Raw genomic sequence first — 20,511 nt, 5'->3', positions numbered from 1 at the left:
ATATTATTCCACTCTAATAATTCTACATTTAACCTCATATCCTCCCAAGATAGCAAAAATAATCCAAGAAAACTCAAAAAGCTAGACCGTCAATAAAAGACGACCTATAAAATTCCGAATAATTTTCTTCACTCATTTAATTTGTGCAATTGCCTATATTAACGGTCGCGTTTGGATGAAGAAGTTGTACATTATAAATCGGAACTTATAGCTGATATATTTCCACGTACACCCTGTCACTCCGAACTCAAACCCGCTGATACTATGGCTTTCACTCAACCCCGATATTGCACTAATAAACACTCCGCGTTGCCTGAATTGCCATTATTGATATCAGCGTTTACGGGAACAGGTCAACTGTTTTTTAGCGCTTTCGCAGTATGTGAAACAAAACAACGATTTTAAGGTTCTCGAAAACAAGTCGAAAAGTCCAATAATATACAACATCAATACTACCGCCTCCGCATGCCCTGTCCGCAGGAACGGTTTGCCCCAAAAAACTTCAATGAAGTACCCCCAAACGTACATATTCCAGACGAACACATCCACACTCTGAATTACTTCATCTTCACCAATCGCGCGTATAAATCCGTTCTTCTCCTCCGGTCAGAGTTAACCTACGGAGTCAAAAGCTGCCAATATATATCAGCGATTTTGCACCTCGACATCCGCTGGGTTCATCGGCTTCACAAAAGAGCTTTGAATGAAGTCGATGCGATTCGCAGAGCCAAGCCATAACAAAACAGCCTCGCGGTTTTTTCTCCGCGAGGCCACTTTTATTCTTGCAACAGACTCAAATACTGTAAAAGTCTTTCTTTTACATACTCTCCGACCATATTCACCATCGGCGACACATCATTGTCCCGATAATAGCTGTCAAAACAGGTGTAATATTTTCTCTTGTCGGAAAATTTCACATCAATGGGCGGGTAGCCCGCCTGCATGAGCATGAGGTTCAATATCAACCGGCCGGTACGCCCGTTTCCATCGATGAACGGATGGATTCCCTCGAAATTCAGATGGAACAACGCCGCCGTTTCAATGATATGCCGGTTGTCACTGGACAACTCCGCGATCAACCGTTCCATCTGAACAGGAACAAGATAAGGTTGCGGGGGTTCATGATGTGCACCCATAATCTTCACCGGGATTTTCCTATACACTCCCTTGTCTACCGGTCTGTCAATCAGAACTAAAGCATGGATTTCACGAATAATCCGTTCCGAAACAGGAACCTTTTCACTGACAAGAGAAACAACATAAAGAAACGCATCGCGATGCCCCACCGCCTCCAGATGATCTTTGAGGGGTTTTTGGTCAATCGTCACGCCCTCCAAGGCAAGTGCAGTTTCCTGAAGTGTGAGCGTGTTACCCTCGATAGCATTTGAGTTGTAGGTAAATTCCACGAGAAATTCATCCTGCAAACGCTTTAATTCCCCGCTTGTCAAAGGGCGACGGCGGTCAAGCTCCGACTTCATCTCATCGAGAGTCGCAAAAAGTGCAGCGTATTGTTCCGGAATCTCCTTGCCGCGCAGACTGCGTCCATCAATTGGCTTCAGTGCATCCGTCGGAATAAGATAAGAACGTCTTTTTCTTACGACACCTTGTATCCGCCCCTCTTCACAAAGTACGCGAACACGGCGGTCAGATATGCCCCACCGCTCCGACGCCTGTTTTACCGTAATGTATTCCATCTCTTCACCTCCCGAGTCTTTTTTAGTATACCGCACGATCGGAATAATAACAACAATATTATTGTCAATATTACTTGTATCATTCCGATAAATTGAGACAGTTTTTTATTCACTCACTGCTTGATTCGCCACTCCAGACCATAGAAAGCCACATGATCCTAATGATATATTAGAATGACAAAATTGATTGGGCGCACGAGCCGTTGCGGACTACTGCAGCGGCTTTTTTCATACCTTCCAGACGAACACATCCACACCCTGAATTACTTCATTTTCTCCAATCGCTCGTATAAATCCGTTCTTTTCCCCCGGTTCCAGGAACCGGAGACTTTTTCCGACAGTTCGGGGGGTAGCGGCAGGGACTTCAGACTATTTTCCATATAAAGCTGATGAATCTCTTTCGAGCAGCTTTCGCACAGATAACAGTCTCCGCCCCAGGCGAAGCAACTGCGCATTTTTTGATAAATATCCTCGAATCTATCCGCCGCGATATTCCCAAAGGATATGTTCAGAAACTCACAGGGTTGCAAATCCCCCTTGGCATTGATATAAAATCGGTCTGTGCCTCCGGCCGTACAGCCGAAAACAGCTTTATCTTCTTCCATGATCTGGGCTGAGATTGCTGGATACTCCGAGAACTCTTCCTGCAAATTGTATTGGTTTACCTTAGTCATAATATAAGCCAGGTCCTCCGGGGTGAACTCAATATCTCCTTTAGCCAGCCAACCTCCCGCCGGTTTGGGCTTAATCATCTGGATCAGACAGGCCTTGAAGTCCCTTGCCGTCTCCATAATCCTTTCAAAAGTGCCGTCATAAAAGTCGTCTCGCATCATACAGGTATTAAAAGCCACGGCCAAGCCTGCTGCATGACACATCTTAACCCCGGCCTCCATAGCATTCCAGGCGGAAGTATTCCCCATAAATTGGTTGAAAGCATCGGCATCAGGGCTGTGCAGGGAAAACATAATGGCTATCACATTCATTTCTTTAAGTTCCGCAAGCCTTTCCGTAGTCATCCCAGCCCCTGTGGAATTTATCCAGATTTCCGACCTGGCATCAATGACTGCACAAAGCCTCTTCAAGCGATCATAGGTTAAAAAGGGCTCTCCGCCCTCAATATTAATAAAAGCAATCCCCATCTCCTGCAGCTTTCTGACGATTCTGATCAAAGTCTCTATATCGACATCCTTGCCCTTATCAAGTTTCTGATAACAGTAATTGCAATGATAAGGGCAGGCGGATGTAATCGATAACAGGACCGTAGTACAGGGCATTTTTTCTGAGAATTGACTAAATTTCTGACAGGCCGTGTAAAAGGCCTGGGATGGAAAACCCGGTATATAAAGTCCTAATCTGGTTTGGCCGTTGATTTTGACAAATTTATTGTGCCGCATCCTGGACAGAAAAAGTAACAGCCTTTTGAATAAAAGAATAAACCTTTTGAAAGAAATATCACCTTTCCAAAGCAGCGGGATATAGTGAAAAAAGATGCTTATTTTCAGTTTCAGGTTAAAGACAGTTTTCTTCCTGCCGGTAATATTACTTACCTTAATCAACTGGCAACCCTCTTTCAAATAAGACCTTGTTCTTGATACCATAAGACAGTTCGTTTGATACCTTCCTCCAGACTGATGGAGTTTCCGAACCCGAGAATTTGCCTGGCCTTCTCCACTGAAAATTCCAGATTGTCATAGAACATGTTTACCCTTCCCCGGGTCAGAATCGGAGGTCTGTAAGAATTAACCAGAGTGTAAAAGAGTTCCATGAGCAAGGCGATGGGATAGATCAGAACCTTGGGGAGATTCCCCGGCTTTCTTAATCCTGCTTCAGAACATAACAATCCATAAATTTTGTCCATGCTTTCAACCTGTTCATTACCGATTAGTATACAGTTAAGACCTGCCAGCTGTTTTGTATAAGCCAGGACGTAAGCCCTGGCAAGGTCTCCGGCATAGATAACATGAAATTTGTTATGCTTAGCTCCCGGCACATAGGGAATTCCCGCCTTGACAGTCTTGAGGTATTCATAAAATCCTCCGTTCAATTCCCCCTCACCATAAACCCAAACAGGCTCCAAAATAGTCAGGTTCAAATCATGCGTTGCGGCAATGGTTAGGGCCTCTTTTTTGGCCAGGGCTTTGGTATCACGATAGTAATTCAACTTGCAGGGGAAAAGACCGTCTCCGAAGTACCGGTAATGAGCATTATAGGGTGAATTTTCGTTCTTTACGGTAGAATTGTTCTCTTCTCCGTAAACGGAATTGGACCCTGTTAGAAGGATGTTTTTAATCCCCGTTTGAACACAGGCAGTCAGTACATTGCCTGTGCCTGTTACATTCGTCTGATAAAACTCTTCATAATCCCCCCAGTCGGATACTTTGGCGGCATTATGAATAACCCAGTCATAGCCGGTGAAAGCCCCGGTCAAGTCCCCGGTGTTCCTGATATCACCGGTTCTATACTCTACCGGCAGGTCCTCAAGGTTGGCAAGGCTGCTGGATTTTCTGACTAGACAACCAACCCTGACCTGGTTTGCACAGAAAGCCCTGGTAATATGGCTGCCAATAAATCCTGTCGCTCCCGTAATCATGACCTTATTCATGGTCCTCATACCTCTTCAGCAGGATCAAGGCATTATGCCCCCCAAAGCCGTAGGAAGCGGATAAAGCATAGTCAATTGGAGCCGTCAGGGTCTCCAGGGGCAGATTCAGATTCTCCAATGGATCGGTCGTGATGTTCCCATGGATTCTGGATTTTTTTATTGAAAGGGCTACTACAGCAACCTCAATCGCACCGCTGGCGCCAATGCTGTGCCCAAGAATACCTTTGGTGGAATTGATATACGGTTGAGCACCGGCAGCCCCAAAGATCCATTGGATTACTTTGGCCTCAATGTCATCATTGGCAATTGTCGCCGTACCATGGGCATTGAGATAGTCCACTTTGATCCCACCAGTGATCTTCTGAAACAGACTGGTGATACTGTCCCCGGAAGGATCCATCTGGACAATGCTGTAAGCATCGCTGCAAGCTTCATACCCAACAATCTCCGCATAAATGCCGGCCCCCCTTTTCCGAGCCCTTGCCAGCTCTTCCAGGACCAAAACACAACCGGCGCCTTCATTGAATAAAAACCCGCTTCTCTGCCGGGAAAAAGGCAGGGGTCTTCCGTCCTTTGCCCTGGTAAGGGCAGACAGCATGTCAAACCCTCTCATAATCGCCCCATGCTTTTCTGCCAGGACTTCAACTCCACCCGCCAGGATCACATCACATCTGCCGGATAGAATAGTTTCGTAGGCCTCTCCAATGGCATAGCTTCCCGAGGCACAAGCAGTATTGAGAGTATAACTGAACCCTTTAAGGCCGAAAAGTATCGATATCCAAGCTGCCGGCGCATTGGTCATCAGCTTAGGAATTACCATTCTGTTGAAATGAGGTTTATTAGGGTTAGGATTGGGATTGAGATTAGGATTGAGATTAGGATTAGGATTAGGATTAGGATTGGAATTAGAATTAGAATTAGGATTGGAATTAGAATTAAGATTAGATCCGGATCTACAGTCAGACTCAGCCGCCGATTTGTCCGTCCCGGCAATATGAGCGGCGTAGGATTCCAGCGCTGTCTGCAGGCTGCTCATGCCAGTACCGATTATAATGCCGCAGTTTTCCAGGCCCTCAACCTGCAGGTATTTTTCAGTATTACTAATCTGAAACCCCGCATCCTCCAAAGCCAGCTTCGTGCATAATACCGAGAGTCGCGAGGATTCTTCCATCATCCCTTCAACTGATTTATGGATTCCTATGTCGGTCAAGGTAAATTCCGGCTTGGGTACGAAATAGCGGGATTTGAACTTATAATTATGTTCATAACTGCTCGGTATCTCTGCTATGCACGGTTTTAAACCATAAAGGCCTGCGGAGAAATCCTTTTTACCAATCCCTATGGCTGTGGCCGGTCCTAGCCCGGTAATAACAACTCTTCGTTTCACATTGCCCTCCCTTAAAAAAATTTACCACAGCTCGCAAATATGCTTTGGGCTCTGGGAAATCCCTGGCGCATAGATCGTAGGTTACCAAGTTAATTTCCCTGCCCCCGTTCCTAAGCACTTTACTTCCCTGTTCTATTACTTCACCAATTTTATAAAACTTCAGCTTCTTCTCCCGGACTTCATTTATAAACTCTTCTTCAGCCTCTTTACTTAGGGTAAAAAGCAATTCATACTCCCCGCATTCCCCTAAGAACAGCATTTCTTTGGGTACGTTAAGGGCTTTGGCCAGTAATAACCCACTTTTCACATAGGGCAGGCTGCCCACGACAAAACCTATCCTGCTCATCTCAGAAATAGCGCTGAGAGCATTAAATACTCCATCACTGGTATCGATGCAGCAGCAGCTGTGTTGTTTTATTACCTCTGCCTCTTTGCTTCTCAGCTGGAAATAATTTTTCCAACTCCCCGTTAAATATTTGACTAATGGGTTTTCGGCGTAGAGAACTAAGGCGGCTTGAACATTGCCGCTGCCGATTGGGCCGGTAATAAAAATACCGTCGCCAATCTTTGCCCCACTCCTTAACATGGGCGGTCCCTCCAGATCCCCGATGACCGAACCTGTATAACGCCAGCTTTTGGAAGTTCCAAAATCCCCGCCAATAAAAGCTGCCCCCGCTTCTTTTAGGACCTCTGCAATTCCAAGAGACAATTTTTCAACATAGTCCTTCGTCCAGGAATCTTGCATAACCAGACTGTGAGCATAATACTTAGGTTTTCCCCCCGAGGCCAGGATGTCGCTGATACTGCCTACTGCCATATTCCAGCCTAGAACATAGGGGTCCTCATCCCGCAAGAGGTCTTCTTCCGAAAACTCGTCCAGATTGTAGAGCAGACTTTTGCCATGAAAATCGACTATTTCCGAGTCGGCTTCAAAAAGCTTATTCAGCTGACCGGCACTTCTGGGCAGATGCTTATGGATAACCTCAATCATTTCATGTTCTTTACTCATCCTGAACCTCACAGATCAGGTCTAAGTGGTCCCGGGCGGTTTCAATCACACAAGGAAGAAATCCTCTGGGATCACCATCAAACTCCAATTCCGGATTTCTCCTATTGCCGTACACTTCTATCGATGAAGCATATTGCAGGGACATCGTCTTATTATTAGAAAACCGCTTCCCGCTGTATATTTTTCTCAGGACACCGGCCCAATCAGCAAACCCCAGATCCTTGATTATCAGGGTATAAAAACGGCTGTCTCCGGGAGTTAACTGGTTTTTTACCTTAATTCCCGAGGCTATGTAAGTTGTCTTTCCCACGGCGATATTGTAAACATTTCCGAGAACCTGTTTCTGTCCGTCAAAACTAACGGAGTAGTTACCGGGTTGATACTTTAGCAGAGTTATAATCAGGGAGACAAACGTCCCCGCGAAATCCCCGATATAGTTTCTGATCCCGCTGTTCGCATTTCTGGCCACGGAGGCCCCCAGACCGATATTGGCACAACAGGCAAAATAGCTGGTTTGTATATGTTCGTTTTCCATACTTAGTGGCAGACCATCCAACCCCTTGTCATAAACACTGGTATAGGTTATTTTTCCTAGGGGAATTTTCCCACTCTTTCCAGCAAGAACCGTCTTCAGAGCCTGCTCGATGTCCAGAGGTACATTATAGCTCTTGCATAAATCAGGGCTGGTACCGGTATGAATTACACCCAACTTGGAACTGGAAATCCTACTGCCCAAGGGGTCATAAAATCCGTTGATGACCCTGTTAATCGTTCCGTCTCCCCCCACAGCGACTATTGTATCATAGCCCTTAATATTTCCCTCGACGGATAGGGTATAGGCATCTTCCATGGTGTCTGTCAACTTATAGTCAAACTCAAGCCTATTTTTATGAAAAATGGCCAGGATTTTCTTAACCTTGTCCCTGCTTCCCCCTCCGGAACCGGGATTCATTATTAAGAAATATCTCATGGGCGTCCAATCCTTTTAATTATTTCCACAGCTTCTGCAACCGTATCCTGGGTGAGATTGGCTCCGGCAATCAGCCTAACCCGTCCTTCACCTATTGGAACAGAGGGTTCAATAAAAGGAGTGGAAAGAATCCCCTTTTCATAAAGCTTTTTGGCAAGGATAAACGTAGCTTCTTTACTTCCGGATTGAATGGAATTAATAGGAGCCGCACCTGGTACCACAGTAAATCCCCCCTCAACAAGGCTTTTATATATTTCCTGTTGATAGGTTACCAGCCTACCCTTAATCACCTCGAATTCAGATTGAATAATATCCAGAACTGCCCCGATACCCGCCAGAACTGCAGGGGTTAAGGCTGTAGAATAAACCAGGTGCGAGCAGTAATATTTAAGATAGTCTATCAGCCCTTTTTCTCCGCTGATCATCCCGCCGGAGTTGGCCATTGCCTTTCCTAAGGACGCCGTATAAATCCCCCGGTATCCTTGGATTCCCTGCTCCTCAAGGATTCCCTGGCCCGATTTCCCCAGCACTCCAATACCGTGAGAATCATCGATCACCGGCATAGCCTGATAGTTCTCACACAATTGCACGATTTCCTTAAAAGGGGCAATACTGCCCTCCGTCGAAAACACAGACTCGGTCACGACAAAGACCTGCCGGTATCCCGTGGAACGCTGTAGAATCCCTTCCAGATGCTCCAGATTATTATGCAGAAAGGGCCGGATTTTACATGCGGCGGATTTAATTCCCTGGATCAAGGAAGAATGGGCAAACCGGTCAACTACAATCAGGTCTTGGGGACCGGCAATGGAACTAAATAAGCCATTATTAGCCTGGTAACACGAAGGGAGGATGATGGTCTCCTCCAGCCCGACAAAACCGGATAACTTTTCCGCCAGTCTTTGGTACAAATCGATGTATCCTGTGGCGATGGGCGTGCCGCAGAGAGATACCCCATACTTGTGGACAGCCCCCACAGCAGCCCCTTTCACCCTGCCGTCTGCAGCTAAGCCCAGATAGTTGTTGGAGGCCAGGTCAATTATCTCATGTCCGTTCACCAGTATTTTACCATCCAATCCGGAATCGATTATTTGGTAATAGGGGTTATGGCCCACAACCTCGGCAAGGCTCTCATCCAAGCTAAACCGGCTATAGAAATCTCTCAGAACCATACTATTCTCTTGGTTAAACCCCTGGCTTTTAGTTTTTCAACAATATCATTGACGGTAACTACATCGAGAAATTCATCTTCATCAATCGTGATAGAAAATTCATCCTCCAGGTCCCCAATAATCATCAGGAAGTCTATTGAATCCACATTTAAGTCTTCACGCAAACGGCTCTCCAGGGTTATTTTCTTAGATGTTTTGTTGCTGATAACATGCTTCAAGGTTAAAATTACGCGATTTTCCATTTTGTTCACGCCTTTCTTCTACAAATCAAAATCATTTCTATAACACCGTGTGGGTTGGTCGGAATCACACATAATGGCACAAATATTGCAATTTATACATTTGGCAGAATAGTTCCTGTCATGCTCAAGCTTTTCTGCCAGGTCCGGTTCACAAATAAAGGGTCTGCACATACTGATAAAATCAATTACGCCATTTTCTAAACACCTCCTCATTTCTTCTCCCTTCCGGAAACCACCGACACTAATGATCGGAATGCCGGTTAATGATTTAGCTAGTTCCGCATACTTAAGATTATAAGCAGGTGTAAAAGGTTTTAGTTTTCTCCTCATTAAGCAGTAGATCAGGGCATTATAAAGCATTTTAGTAATCCCGTTGTTGGCTTTGAATACAGGGTTATGCTTTATAACCACTTTATGGGGTATCTCTCCACGAAAGATATTCAGGGCATTATCCATCGTCCCATAACTGATTTCTATGCCATCAACTTTTTGGACATCAAGGAATTGTATAAGGCTGACAAATTGCTCGGTGGTAAATCTGGTAAAATAGTCATCACTCCCGCTTGCCTTGACCAGTAGGGCAAAATCCTGTCCACACTTCTTCCTGATCTGATCGATAACCAGACCTAAGAATCTCGTGCCTATCCTGCTCTTAGCATCAATGCCAAACTCATCGTTTCTCCTGTTGATAGTCGGCAGCAGAAACTGGTGGATAAGGTAGCCATGTGCAGCATGAACCTGCACACCGTCAAATCCGGCTGCTTGAGCATAGCTCGCTGCTTCTGCAAACCGCTTGATTAGTAAATACACCTGTTCTGTCGACAGCACCCGTGGAGAACCCCCAAAATATAAGGATTTTTTCTTGGACACCCCCCAGATATCCTGTCCTGTTTCCTTTTTCCTAGTCTGTCTTCCGGTGTGGGCCAACTGCATAAAAATCTTACAGTCGTATTTGTGGACCTCATCAGTTACTGGCAAAAGATATTCAACCATTTCCTGACGATCTATGCCGACCTGACCCGGATGCATCGCTCTTCCATCCGGAGAGATATACACAAAGCCTGTAATTATCCCTCCCACGCTTCCTGATGCTAATTCTTTATACAAAAGTCGATATTCTTGTAGCGGATGACCCTGCTGATCAGCCATTCCCTCGAAGGTTGCCGAGCGGATAATCCTGTTTTTCAACCGGCAGGAACCTATCAATGCTGGTTCAAATAATTTCATAACAACCCTCCAATTCGAGGTACGAAATGCGAGGTTCGAGGTTCGAAGTCCGAAGTCCGAAGTCCGAAGCCCGAGGTGCGAAGTCCGAAGTGCGAAGTCCGAAGTACGAAATCCGAAATGCGAAGTCCTAAGTGCGAAGTCCTAAGTCCGAAGTGCGAAGTGCGAAGTCCGAAGTGCGGGGTCCGAAGTTCGGAGTGCGAAGTCCGAAGTGCGAGGTCCGAAGTTCGGAGTCCGAAGTTCGGAGTAATTTCAAGTTTCAAATATGCGCTCAGCCCTTGGATAAGTTCAACTGAACTCCAACTGAAGCAACTCTTCCTTTATGCTTGTGGATCGGTGTGCAGGTCAAATAAGAATCCGACAAACATATAGGATACTAAAAAAAGAATCATTGCCAGTTCGGTATTGAATAAAGCGATGAGGGTTGCCTGGCCGCAGATACAGGCCCGAAAATTAGCCACCAGAGAATAATAAGTTCTCTCGCCCCGGGGGTTTTTAAAGTAAAGATATCCCGTCCACAATTCTAGAAAAACTGTTAATCCGGCGAGGATGAGGAACATAGTGTTAACCCTGGCTTCAATAAAATGATTTAAATAAAGCAGCGCAAAGATCCCCGCAGGGAAAAAAGCGGTGAGCGCCGCAAGATAGCGGGATTTTTCAATCCCCAGCAAGACTATGATCGTTCGTTTATTTGCGGCCTTATCCCCTTCATAGTCTTTAAAATATGTATAAAAAGTCATCAGACCGTTCATTACGGCTACCAGGATCAGTACCGAAACCCGGCTGGACGTAAAATAGGGGGGCACTGTTGGACCCGCTGCCAGAAACCCGAAGGCAGTACACATGGAAATCATCAGCCCAAAGACAATATTTCCAAGAATACCGTAACCCTTGGCGTATTCATATAAAATGTTAAAAACGATTCCCAGGATTATGGGAATAAGGGCAATTGGTTCCAGATATGTGTATGTAATCAGTAACGTCATGGTCAGCAGGACTCCCGTTAAAGCGAGGGCTTTTCCGGGATCCAGTTCACCGGTAACCATGGGCCGGTGCGGAGCGTTGATCCTGTCCTCTTGCAAGCCCAGGTAGTCATTAATAATCTGGTTAATACCCCAACTGAGAAAAAGCATGATCAGTACTAACGCTTTTTTTTCTGTTGTTGGAACCAGTTCAACTGTCTGAAAGGGAGATTTGGCAATGTATTCGTAAAATGCCATCCCCATCCAACCTGCAATCCCTGTTACAAAAGCGTAATAAAGCCTCATTGATTTGAGATAAGCCTTAATAAATTTCAGCACTTCATTAAACCCCACAATCTTCTGAAAGCTCCTGCAGTCTCTTTTTGATATATTCATAATCAAAGGAAGAACAAATTCTTCTATCCTGATCATCTAGAATCCGATAGTGTTCGGAAATTATATTCTGCTGGATTCTAAATTCATCAGTTGACTTAATATTTATCCACCATACTTTTCCCCCCAGAGTTTTTTCGTTACTTTCATAATCGGTAAAGGCTAAAGAAAGTATAATATCTTGAGGATCTCCTCCAAAGGTCAGCTCCAGGACCTCACTATTCCTAAAAACTGTACACAAAGATACGGCACCTGCCCAGCCAAGGGTAGACCGGCCTTTTTCAATCTGAACCAGAGTCTTCTTGGATATACCCAGTATTTCAGCCATTTTATCCTGTGTATAGTCACTTTCAATGCGGATGAGTTTTAATTTTTCAGAGGCTATTTTTATAAAATCAACCCTTGTCATAAGAAGCAACACCCCCCTCCTAGTGTAATTATACACCATTTGTGTTATTTGTAAATGCCAAATTATATCTGTCGCCATATCTATAGAAATTATTCTCCGCAGAAAAAAGCGAATGGCTTTTACCAATCGCTTTTAGTTGCCCGAAACAATAACAACTTCTTATTTCGTTCCAGTATAAACCAAGACTGCATCTCGCAAAAATGCTGCCGTTCCAGGTTGTTTCTCGTCATAATATGCGGTAAATCTTGGATCATCAACATACATTTGAGCCACACCCGCATGCGCTTCCTTCGAGTAGCTATCCCAATAATAGCATAGGTACCGATGATGTAAATCTACTGCTTTTTGGGCTAATTCGCCGGCGGGATCGCCCGTTATAAACGCGGCACGAAGGGTTTCAAGAACCTCCGTCGCAAGCTTCGTCACCTCATCATATTGCTCTTGCGACATTCCTTGGACTTTTTGATTGGACTTGTTCACTGTCTCATCACCATATTTTTCGCGAATTTCCTTACCATAATTCGCTTCATTGTCAGCCACTAATTTTTGCAGCATTATTAAACCCCCCAAGAAGCCCTCAAACTTACGATTTAACAATCTGTCCATCTCCATAAACCATATACTTAATCGTGGTTAATTCCTTCAGCCCCATTGGGCCACGGGCATGCAATTTTTGCGTACTAATCCCGATTTCCGCTCCAAAGCCAAAACGCCCGCCGTCCGTAAAACGAGTCGAGGCATTGACATAAACTGCGGCAGCATCAATTTCCCTTAGAAATCGCTGGGCTCTGGAATAATTCTCAGTAATGATAGTTTCCGAATGCTTCGTGTTGTATTGATAAATGTGATCCAGTGCCCCATCAAGGTCTGACACAACTTTTACGCTCAAAATTAAGTCCAGATGTTCCGCCACCCAGTCCTCCTCAACTGCCGGGACGGCATAAGGTAAGATGGCGCACGTTTTTGGGCATCCTCTTATTTCGACCTGATGTCGCTTGAGCTCTTCCCCGATCAAGGGAAGATAGTCTTCAGCAATCGCTCCATCGACAAGCAGAGTTTCCAGGGCATTACAGACCCCGGGGTTTTGAGTCTTCGCATTAACGACGATTGGAATGGCCTTTTCGTAATCAGCATCTCGGTCAACAAACGCATGACACATACCAGTCCCGGTTTCAATCACTGGAACGGTGGCATTTTGCACCACGGTCTGTATCAGCCCAGCTCCCCCTCTTGGGATAATGACATCCACATAATCATTCAAACGCATCAGTTGTTGGACCCATTCTCGACCGGTCTCTGTAATCAGTTGGATACATCCCGACGGCAAGCCACTCTCTTCAGCGGCTTCCGCAATCACGTCGGCAAGAATTTTATTACTCTCTAAGGCCTCGGAGCCGCCCCTCAGGATCACAACATTACCGGATTTTAAACACAGGGCAGCCGCATCGACGGTCACATTGGGGCGAGCTTCATAAATCATCGCCACCACCCCCAGCGGAACACGCGTCTGCTGAATACGCAGTCCATTCGGGCGCGTCCATACTTCCCCTTCTCCCACGGGATCCCGTAAGGCAACCACTTCTTTCAGGGATTGACTGATTTGCGCAATGCTCACCGAGGTCAGCCTTAAACGATTGACGAGACTTTTCTTGAGTCCTTTCTCTTCTGCCGCTTGGACATCGAGGCTATTAGCCTTCAGGATCTCTTGCTCATTTTTCAAAAGGGCCTCAGCCATAGCAAGTAAGGCCTTGTTTTTTGACTCGGTACTTGCAAAAGCCAACTGACGAGCCGCTTGCTTGGCTCTGTTACCAATCTCCAGTAATTCCGGGTGAACCACCACAATTCCCTCCCCATCTTTTGTTTTACTTTAGTAAACTACAGTATCGTGCATATCACCTTATTTTTCAGAAACATATGGTTCATAGTCAATTAGGTTTTCTAGGATCGGCTTAAGCCCACACACGCTGCAATTTATCCGGGCTGCGATCTTTACTTTCCTGAATTCCATATCCAAGGCATCAAATACCAATAATTTTCCCGTTAAGAGTTCCCCTATACCAAGAAGATATTTGATAGCCTCAGTTGCCTGAATACTACCGATGATACCAGGTAAAACACCTAGAACCCCTTTCCCTTCAATATCGGGAGACGCTTTGGTCGATGGGGGATTTATAAAAGCGCACCGATAGCAAGGACCTTTGCTCGGAACATAAGTCATCGTCTGCCCATAAAGCTTACTAATTCCCCCATGGGAAAAGGGCTTTTGCAAGAGCACGCAGGCATCGTTAATCAGAAATTTTGTTGGGAAACTATCCGTCGCTTCAATCACAAAATCATAGTCCCTATCATTAATGATGTCCGTTATATTGGCTGAACTAACCCCATCTTCATAAGTTACAACCTCGACATCGGGATTCAAATTATTAATTGTTTCTTTTCCCGATCTGACTTTAAGCCTGCCAACATCTTTATTGGTGTGAATAATCTGTCTTTGCAGATTAGATAGTTCAACAACATCCGGATCAACAAGTCCGATCGTTCCTACACCCACAGCCGCAAGATACAGGGCAACCGGTGAACCAAGCCCTCCCGTTCCTATAACAAGAACTTTAGCCTCCAGAAGTTTTAATTGCCCTTTAGTACCTACCTCTTTTAAGAGGATGTTTCTCGAATACCTTTCAAGTTGCTCGTTAGTCAATGTCATGCTTCTGCTTCCCCCTTGGTTTCTAAATACTAAACCAATCACTCATTTTAGTACTTTCTCTTTGCCGACCGTGAGTAGCTCATCGCCCCTAAAAGAAAAGAAAATATAATTTAACAATTATTATGGTTAAATTATATCATATAATTAACGTCGAGTTAGGGTTCTATGTCACAATTTCAATATCACCCCGCATCCTTCAGGGTAGAATAAGTTAAACATTTGATGTTCACACTAAGACGAGGAGTGATGTCAAATGCATACGCTTTGGAAAGGCTCCATTAGTTTTGGTTTAGTTAATGTTCCTGTCAAAATGCATGCCGCCACAGAATCCCAGGATTTTCAATTTAATTTTCTCCATAAAGAGTGCCACCACAGGATCCGTTCGATCAAGAAATGCCCTTCCTGCGATCGGGAAGTTGAGCCCGCAGATTTAGTTAAGGGATATGAATACGAAAAGGATCGCTACGTTGTTATAAATGATGCAGACCTTGCGTCTTTGGAACAACCCATGAGTCGATCAATTGATATTCTCGATTTTATTGACTTAAAAGAAATAGATCCGATATATTATCAAAAATCGTATTATCTGTCCCCTGAAGAACCAGCCCAGAAGGCTTATCGTTTACTTTGTCAAGCAATGGAAGAGAGTGGTAAAGTCGCCTTGGCACATGTTACTATGCGCTCCAAACAGCATTTAGCCTGTCTACGTGTTTTTGAACAAGGCCTTGTGATGGAAACGATGCACTACCCTAAGGAAATCCGCCATATGGATGCGGTTTGGGAGCGTGTAGTTCCGACGGAGGCAGAATTGACAATGGCTCGTCAATTAATTGATAATTTAGCCCGTCCGTTTGAACCTGAGAAATACCACGATCAGTTACATGAACAAATGGCCCAATTAATTGAAAGCAGAGTAACCGGTGCGAACTTTAAAGTGGAGGCCCCCACAAAGGGTCCGAAAGTAGTCGATCTTATGGAAGCTTTGCGGGCAAGTATTGAGCTGACAGAAAAAGAAAAAGGGAAATTAGAAAAACCGGAATCCACCTTGACCCCTCGAAAAAGGACATCCCAACGTGCGAAAGAAGCATAGGCATGATAGAACTACAATTTCCCGTTGAGGTTATTCTACATTATTTCACCTAATCTATCCCCCGTTTTGTAATAGAGGGCGAGTTGTTAAGAAACAATAAATCGGCTTCCCGTGAGATACGGCATCATGGCATGCATTGCAGGAGATACATTTTGCCTTTTTATGCTCATTTATTTTCCAATCTTTGATGAGGTGAGGTTCACAAATCAGCGGCCGACTTAATGCTACGAAATCCGCCTCTTGATTTTGCACAATCTCCTTCATAAGTGCCAGGGTTCTTAAACCACCAACCATTATGATGGGAATATTTATTTGGCCTTTGATTTCCCGGCACAAATCACGGAAGTATGCCTCTTTGTCAAGGGAATTAATATTAGCTTTGAATTCGGTTTCTTCAATGCATTTTCCCCTTAAACCCTGGCTGATTTCCAAAGCATCAAAACCAACGTTGGCTAATAATTCGGCAGCTTGTTTTCCCTCATTGAATTCCAGCCCACCCCTAAAACCATCCTGGACTCCTATTTTAATTAGTATGGGATAGTCTGAGCCAACTTTTTTCCTGATGCCTTTATATATTTCCGAATGAAGCCGCAGACGATTTCCGAGACTGCCACCCCATTGATCCTGTCTGCGGTTTGTATACGGGGAAAGGAATTGACTCAATAGATAACCATGAGCGCCATGGATTTGTACGGCATCAAACCCAGCTTCCTTGGCTCTTCTTGCTCCATCGCCAAAGGCCTGAATAACTTCCCAAATATCACTTTCAGTCATTGCTCGATATTCACCTGTGTAGTAGGGATCATTTTCAATAACGGATGGTGCCAAGGGAAGTAAATTCATATTTTTAACATTTTTAGCCTCCTTTCCGCCATGAAATAGTTGCACAGCAATTTTGGCGCCACGCTCATGAACTGCATTGGTAATTTTTTTGAAACCGGCAATGTATTCATCCCCCGCAAGGGAGTTCTGAAACCGTGATACTTGTCCATTATGATGAACGCAGGTTATGCCAAAGATGATTAAACCTACTCCCCCCTCAGCAAGAACTGAATTATACTTAATTTGGGCATCAGAAACCTGACCGTTTACATCCGCAAGTCTGTCGTATGTAGCTGACCTTACAAATCGGTTCCTTATCACTAAATTTTTAAGGTGAACAGGTTCAAATATCTTATTCATAGCGTGTATCTCCTGTCTTTTCTTGAAGCTATCCCGGATACATCATATTTTCTGTGGACATCCTCGAATTTTTTTCCCGAATCGGGGAAACATATCTTTAGCCAAATAATGCAAAGGAGATGGATAAAAGATGGACCGAGTCAAGGGCAAAATAATGAGCAAAGATGCTTTTCTCCAAAATATCCCTTACACTAAAGAACCCTATGAAGGAATTCTGGTCAGCGCAGATACCCAGAATAATCAATATAAGATTGCGGTGCAGCTAAGTGAAAATCAAGTGTTGGTAGTAGATCAGGTAAAGGATAGTGAAGTTAAAGAAAGATTACTTGAATGGATACCGCGAGTCAATGATATTCAGATCCAATACGGTGTTAATAATGATCCGGAGAACTATTCATAGTATTGTTAGCAGTACCAACGCCCTCCTACGAATAATCAACGTGGAGGGTAATTTTTTTTATCCTTATTAAAAAGCGGATCAAGAACATTACCAAACAAGACTATTATTTCGTCGATTGACATGTATCGCAGAAAGCTGCGTATGTCTTTTCCTCCTGCATATAGCCTGCACTCCATTCGGCCAACTTCACCAAGGGTGGGATAATACTTTTGCCCTTGTCAGTCAGTGTGTATTCAACTCTGGGCGGAACTTCATTGTACTGTTCACGATGGATAATACCAGATGATTCCAATTCTTTTAGCGACTGCGACAACATCATATTTGTTACACCCATCAGCTTACGCTTGATACTGCTGTACCTTGTCGGCAGTCCGCTGGCAAGCATACAGATTATTGGCAACTTCCACTTACCACCTACAACATCTATAGCATAGCGGATCGGGCAAAGTAGATTCTCTCCAGCATATGTTTCATTCATAACCTTCTCGCTCATGTATAGTCTCCTTTAACTTGGTATGGTATTTCATACTTTATCATTATTATCTGCGTACTTGCATTGAACTGATTTTATAATATAATCATACCATAAAGCTTATCAAGAAACAAAATATAATTGTAAAGGAGCCATTTACGATGAAAGAGGATTTTATGAAGATCGCCATCGTTTATTACAGCAAGACTGGAAATACCAAAAAGGTAGCAGAACTCATTGCGGAGGGTGCAAACACAAATGAAAATGTCGAAGCAAAATATATGTCTATTGAAGAAGTTGATAAAGAATTCTTAATGGAGGCCAAAACAGTTATTTTTGGGACCCCAACTATTTATGGCACCTATTCATGGCAAATAAAACAATGGTTGGATACGGCAAGAAGTGTCAAGTTAGGCGGAAAACTAGGGGCCGTTTTTGCTACAGCAAGTTTTGTCGGTGGTGGAGCAGAGTTGGCAGAGTTAGCATTAATTGCAGAGTTGTTGGTAGTAGGGATGTTGGTCTATTCGTCTGGTGTTGCTGAGGGACAGCCTTTTATTCACTATGGTCCTGTGTGCATTCAAGAAGGGGATGAAGGCCAGAAAGAAAGGGCAAGAATATTTGGTGAAAGGATAGCTAAAAAGACAGTTGAACTGTTCAATTAACTACCTATGTCAAATAAACATAGGTAGTTTTAAGCTTACTTAATAATTCTAACTTTCAATACCCCTTCAATTGCTTCAAGCTTCTGAACAATTTCCGGGGTTGCAGGGGCTTCAATATCGAGCATGGTATATGCCCACTGTCCTCTGCTCTTATTGATCATGTCCGGGATATTGATGTTTTCTTTCGCAAAAACTGATGTAAGTTGGCTTAGCATGTTAGGAATATTACTATTATTTATGGCAACCCGTCCGACTTGGGTACATACCCCCATGTCACAGTCTGGATAGTTTACTGAATTTTTGATATTTCCATTTTCAAGATAGTCCATTAATTGTGTAACTGCCATAACTGCGCAGTTTTCTTCTGATTCATTAGTAGAAGCTCCTAAGTGAGGAATTGCGATAACACCTTTCACCCCTGCTATCTTTGCAGTAGGGAAATCTGTTACATATTTGTTAACTTTTCCAGACTCTAATGCTTCTATCATGTCGTCATCATTGACGAGAGAATCTCTTGAAAAGTTCAGTACTCTAACTCCATCCTTCATGATAGCAAAAGCTTCTTTATTAAGCATTCCCTTAGTTGAATCCATTTGAGGTACATGTATCGTAATAAAATCACATTCTCTATATATTTCCTCTAAAGACTTACAATGCTTAATATCCCTTGAAAGATTCCAGGCTGCTTTAACCGAAATAAATGGGTCATATCCGTAAACTTCCATATCTAAAACATGCGCTGCATTAGCTACCAAGACTCCTATAGCTCCAAGTCCGATAACTCCAAGTTTTTTCCCTTTAATTTCTACTCCCGCAAACTTAGATTTCTTTTTTTCAACTAGTTTAGCGACCTCCGGATCTTCTTTAACTGAATCTACCCAATTAATTCCTCCGACAATGTCCCGGGAAGCAAGTAATAATCCAGCGATAACAAGTTCCTTTACTCCATTGGCATTAGCACCCGGAGTATTAAAAACTACAATCCCGTTTTTGGCACATTTATCAAGAGGGATATTGTTTACGCCGGCTCCGGCTCTCGCAATCGCCTCTAAAGATTTTGGCAACTCCAATTCATGAACACTTGCACTTCTGACAAGTGCTGCATTAGCTTCACTGAAGTTATCCACCTTTACATAATTATCCGTCAATATGTCTGCCGCGACACTTGATATAGGATTTAAATAGTTGATCTTAAACATATTACACCCCTTAATTATTTCTATTTGTTGCTTCTCCAATCTCCTCGTTAAAAAATTGAGGCCCAAACACCGACATAAGCATTGGGTTATGTTGTATGGGTTGTGAAAGATATCGCAATAGTTATTTTACTTCATCCACAAAGAAAAAGCAACAAGTGCATGAAATTGGATCCTGAATTCTTTCTAAAATTTCAGGTGCGAAATCCTGCCCTCTCCAAAGAATCACCTCACTGAAATCTTCGTGCTCAGGATATGCTCACCCTCTGAGGCAATATTGGGAAGACGATTTCATAGACAGACTCTTCGAACCATTCTAAGGTAGCTTCCTCTGGATGGGATGCGCAGAAGTCATTCATTAGGATCACCCCTATAGCATCATTTGTTTAGATTTTCTTTGCATAGCATCCTTCGATTTTTCTAATAATAATGATTGAATAGGAGGGATAACATTGGCTAAACCGGATAATCGGGCAGATAACGAGGTACACCTGCAACAACATATCAACCACACTTTTAATAATTTGCGGGAAGCAGAGGATTACCTGAGTGTGCATACAGATCAGATCACAGAAGATGAGAAGCAAGCTATCAAAGCTAAAAATGATCGACGCAAAGATAGTATTCACAGTTTCATTGCTGAAAAAAAAGACGAAGCTCAACAGTAGAAGCATCATTCGATCTCGTGTCCACCAACAAAAGCAGCCCCTTTCAGTTTAGAAAGAGGCTGCTTGTTCTTGT

At 43.8% G+C, this 20,511-nt stretch carries 20 protein-coding genes and 1 pseudogene; 4 read left to right on the top strand and 17 right to left on the bottom strand.

Annotated features, from left to right (window positions below; genetic code table 11):
- Positions 1–776: 776 nt before the first annotated feature.
- From AC6I5A_RS02430 to AC6I5A_RS02365, 14 genes and pseudogenes are all read right to left on the bottom strand, one after another.
- Positions 777–1,694, bottom strand: coding sequence for a Fic family protein (locus AC6I5A_RS02430; protein WP_034611323.1), 918 nt, complete (start codon positions 1,692–1,694; stop codon positions 777–779).
- 263 nt (positions 1,695–1,957) lie between these two features.
- Positions 1,958–3,250 carry a radical SAM/SPASM domain-containing protein gene (locus tag AC6I5A_RS02425; protein ID WP_034611321.1) on the bottom strand — a complete coding sequence of 431 codons (1,293 nt, stop codon included), beginning with the start codon at positions 3,248–3,250 and terminating at the stop codon, positions 1,958–1,960.
- A 14-nt stretch (positions 3,251–3,264) separates the two neighbouring features.
- Complete coding sequence (locus AC6I5A_RS02420) at positions 3,265–4,296, bottom strand: NAD-dependent epimerase/dehydratase family protein (RefSeq protein WP_034611320.1); 1,032 nt, start codon at positions 4,294–4,296, stop codon at positions 3,265–3,267.
- Entirely contained in the window at positions 4,289–5,683 is a 1,395-nt protein-coding gene (locus tag AC6I5A_RS02415; protein ID WP_034611319.1) for a beta-ketoacyl-[acyl-carrier-protein] synthase family protein, read from the bottom strand. Before AC6I5A_RS02415 ends, AC6I5A_RS02420 begins: the two co-directional genes overlap by 8 nt.
- Complete coding sequence (locus tag AC6I5A_RS02410; RefSeq protein ID WP_497900439.1) at positions 5,625–6,692, bottom strand: thiamine-phosphate kinase; 1,068 nt, start codon at positions 6,690–6,692, stop codon at positions 5,625–5,627. Before AC6I5A_RS02410 ends, AC6I5A_RS02415 begins: the two co-directional genes overlap by 59 nt.
- On the bottom strand, positions 6,685–7,662 hold the full coding sequence (locus AC6I5A_RS02405; RefSeq protein WP_034611318.1) for a diacylglycerol/lipid kinase family protein: 978 nt from the start codon (positions 7,660–7,662) through the stop codon (positions 6,685–6,687). The genes AC6I5A_RS02410 and AC6I5A_RS02405 overlap by 8 nt, the downstream gene beginning before the upstream one ends.
- The gene (locus AC6I5A_RS02400) at positions 7,659–8,834 is read right to left on the bottom strand and encodes an aminotransferase class I/II-fold pyridoxal phosphate-dependent enzyme (RefSeq protein ID WP_034611317.1); all 1,176 of its coding nucleotides are present in this window, start codon (positions 8,832–8,834) and stop codon (positions 7,659–7,661) included. The genes AC6I5A_RS02405 and AC6I5A_RS02400 overlap by 4 nt, the downstream gene beginning before the upstream one ends.
- The gene (locus AC6I5A_RS02395; RefSeq protein WP_034611316.1) at positions 8,825–9,076 is read right to left on the bottom strand and encodes an acyl carrier protein; all 252 of its coding nucleotides are present in this window, start codon (positions 9,074–9,076) and stop codon (positions 8,825–8,827) included. The genes AC6I5A_RS02400 and AC6I5A_RS02395 overlap by 10 nt, the downstream gene beginning before the upstream one ends.
- 18 nt (positions 9,077–9,094) lie before the next feature.
- Entirely contained in the window at positions 9,095–10,303 is a 1,209-nt protein-coding gene (locus AC6I5A_RS02390; RefSeq protein WP_034611314.1) for an oxidoreductase, read from the bottom strand.
- Positions 10,304–10,620: 317 nt separating this feature from the next.
- A complete protein-coding gene (locus tag AC6I5A_RS02385) occupies positions 10,621–11,616 on the bottom strand; it encodes a UbiA family prenyltransferase (protein WP_497900438.1) in 996 nt (331 codons plus the stop codon).
- Positions 11,606–12,064, bottom strand: a complete 459-nt coding sequence (locus AC6I5A_RS02380; protein WP_034611406.1) for a helix-turn-helix transcriptional regulator — start codon at positions 12,062–12,064, stop codon at positions 11,606–11,608. The genes AC6I5A_RS02385 and AC6I5A_RS02380 overlap by 11 nt, the downstream gene beginning before the upstream one ends.
- Before the next feature lie 159 nt (positions 12,065–12,223).
- Positions 12,224–12,649: pseudogene (locus AC6I5A_RS02375) on the bottom strand (TipAS antibiotic-recognition domain-containing protein); the annotation flags it as partial.
- Positions 12,648–13,901: a glutamate-5-semialdehyde dehydrogenase gene (locus tag AC6I5A_RS02370; protein WP_034611313.1), complete on the bottom strand. Its 1,254-nt coding sequence runs from the start codon at positions 13,899–13,901 to the stop codon at positions 12,648–12,650. The pseudogene AC6I5A_RS02375 and the gene AC6I5A_RS02370, both read right to left, overlap by 2 nt.
- A 60-nt stretch (positions 13,902–13,961) precedes the next feature.
- Positions 13,962–14,768: a HesA/MoeB/ThiF family protein gene (locus AC6I5A_RS02365; RefSeq protein ID WP_034611311.1), complete on the bottom strand. Its 807-nt coding sequence runs from the start codon at positions 14,766–14,768 to the stop codon at positions 13,962–13,964.
- A 253-nt stretch (positions 14,769–15,021) separates the two neighbouring features.
- Here AC6I5A_RS02365 and ku point away from each other — a divergent pair, with 253 nt between their 5' ends.
- Positions 15,022–15,858 (top strand): non-homologous end joining protein Ku, encoded by an 837-nt coding sequence (gene ku / locus AC6I5A_RS02360; protein ID WP_034611309.1) that lies wholly within the window; start codon positions 15,022–15,024, stop codon positions 15,856–15,858.
- Between the two features lie 54 nt (positions 15,859–15,912).
- Here the strand turns inward: ku and AC6I5A_RS02355 are convergent, their stop codons facing one another.
- A complete protein-coding gene (locus AC6I5A_RS02355; protein WP_052167839.1) occupies positions 15,913–17,040 on the bottom strand; it encodes an oxidoreductase in 1,128 nt (375 codons plus the stop codon).
- A 130-nt stretch (positions 17,041–17,170) separates the two neighbouring features.
- Between AC6I5A_RS02355 and AC6I5A_RS02350 the strand changes: the two genes are divergently transcribed.
- Positions 17,171–17,440, top strand: a complete 270-nt coding sequence (locus AC6I5A_RS02350) for a hypothetical protein (RefSeq protein WP_034611307.1) — start codon at positions 17,171–17,173, stop codon at positions 17,438–17,440.
- A gap of 103 nt (positions 17,441–17,543) precedes the next feature.
- Here AC6I5A_RS02350 and AC6I5A_RS02345 read toward each other — a convergent pair whose 3' ends face one another.
- Positions 17,544–17,933, bottom strand: coding sequence for a winged helix-turn-helix transcriptional regulator (locus tag AC6I5A_RS02345; protein ID WP_052167838.1), 390 nt, complete (start codon positions 17,931–17,933; stop codon positions 17,544–17,546).
- A 140-nt stretch (positions 17,934–18,073) separates the two neighbouring features.
- Between AC6I5A_RS02345 and AC6I5A_RS02340 the strand changes: the two genes are divergently transcribed.
- On the top strand, positions 18,074–18,574 hold the full coding sequence (locus AC6I5A_RS02340) for a flavodoxin family protein (RefSeq protein ID WP_497900437.1): 501 nt from the start codon (positions 18,074–18,076) through the stop codon (positions 18,572–18,574).
- Positions 18,575–18,609: 35 nt separating this feature from the next.
- Here AC6I5A_RS02340 and AC6I5A_RS02335 read toward each other — a convergent pair whose 3' ends face one another.
- Positions 18,610–19,773: a phosphoglycerate dehydrogenase gene (locus AC6I5A_RS02335; RefSeq protein ID WP_034611306.1), complete on the bottom strand. Its 1,164-nt coding sequence runs from the start codon at positions 19,771–19,773 to the stop codon at positions 18,610–18,612.
- 449 nt (positions 19,774–20,222) lie between these two features.
- On the opposite strand from AC6I5A_RS02335, the gene AC6I5A_RS02330 reads away from it, so the two are divergent.
- Positions 20,223–20,438 (top strand): small acid-soluble spore protein Tlp, encoded by a 216-nt coding sequence (locus tag AC6I5A_RS02330; RefSeq protein ID WP_034611304.1) that lies wholly within the window; start codon positions 20,223–20,225, stop codon positions 20,436–20,438.
- Positions 20,439–20,511 lie beyond the last annotated feature (73 nt).

The sequence above is a fragment of the Desulfosporosinus sp. Tol-M2 genome (assembly GCF_059735615.1).
This window is presented reverse-complemented; position numbering and strand designations above follow the sequence as displayed.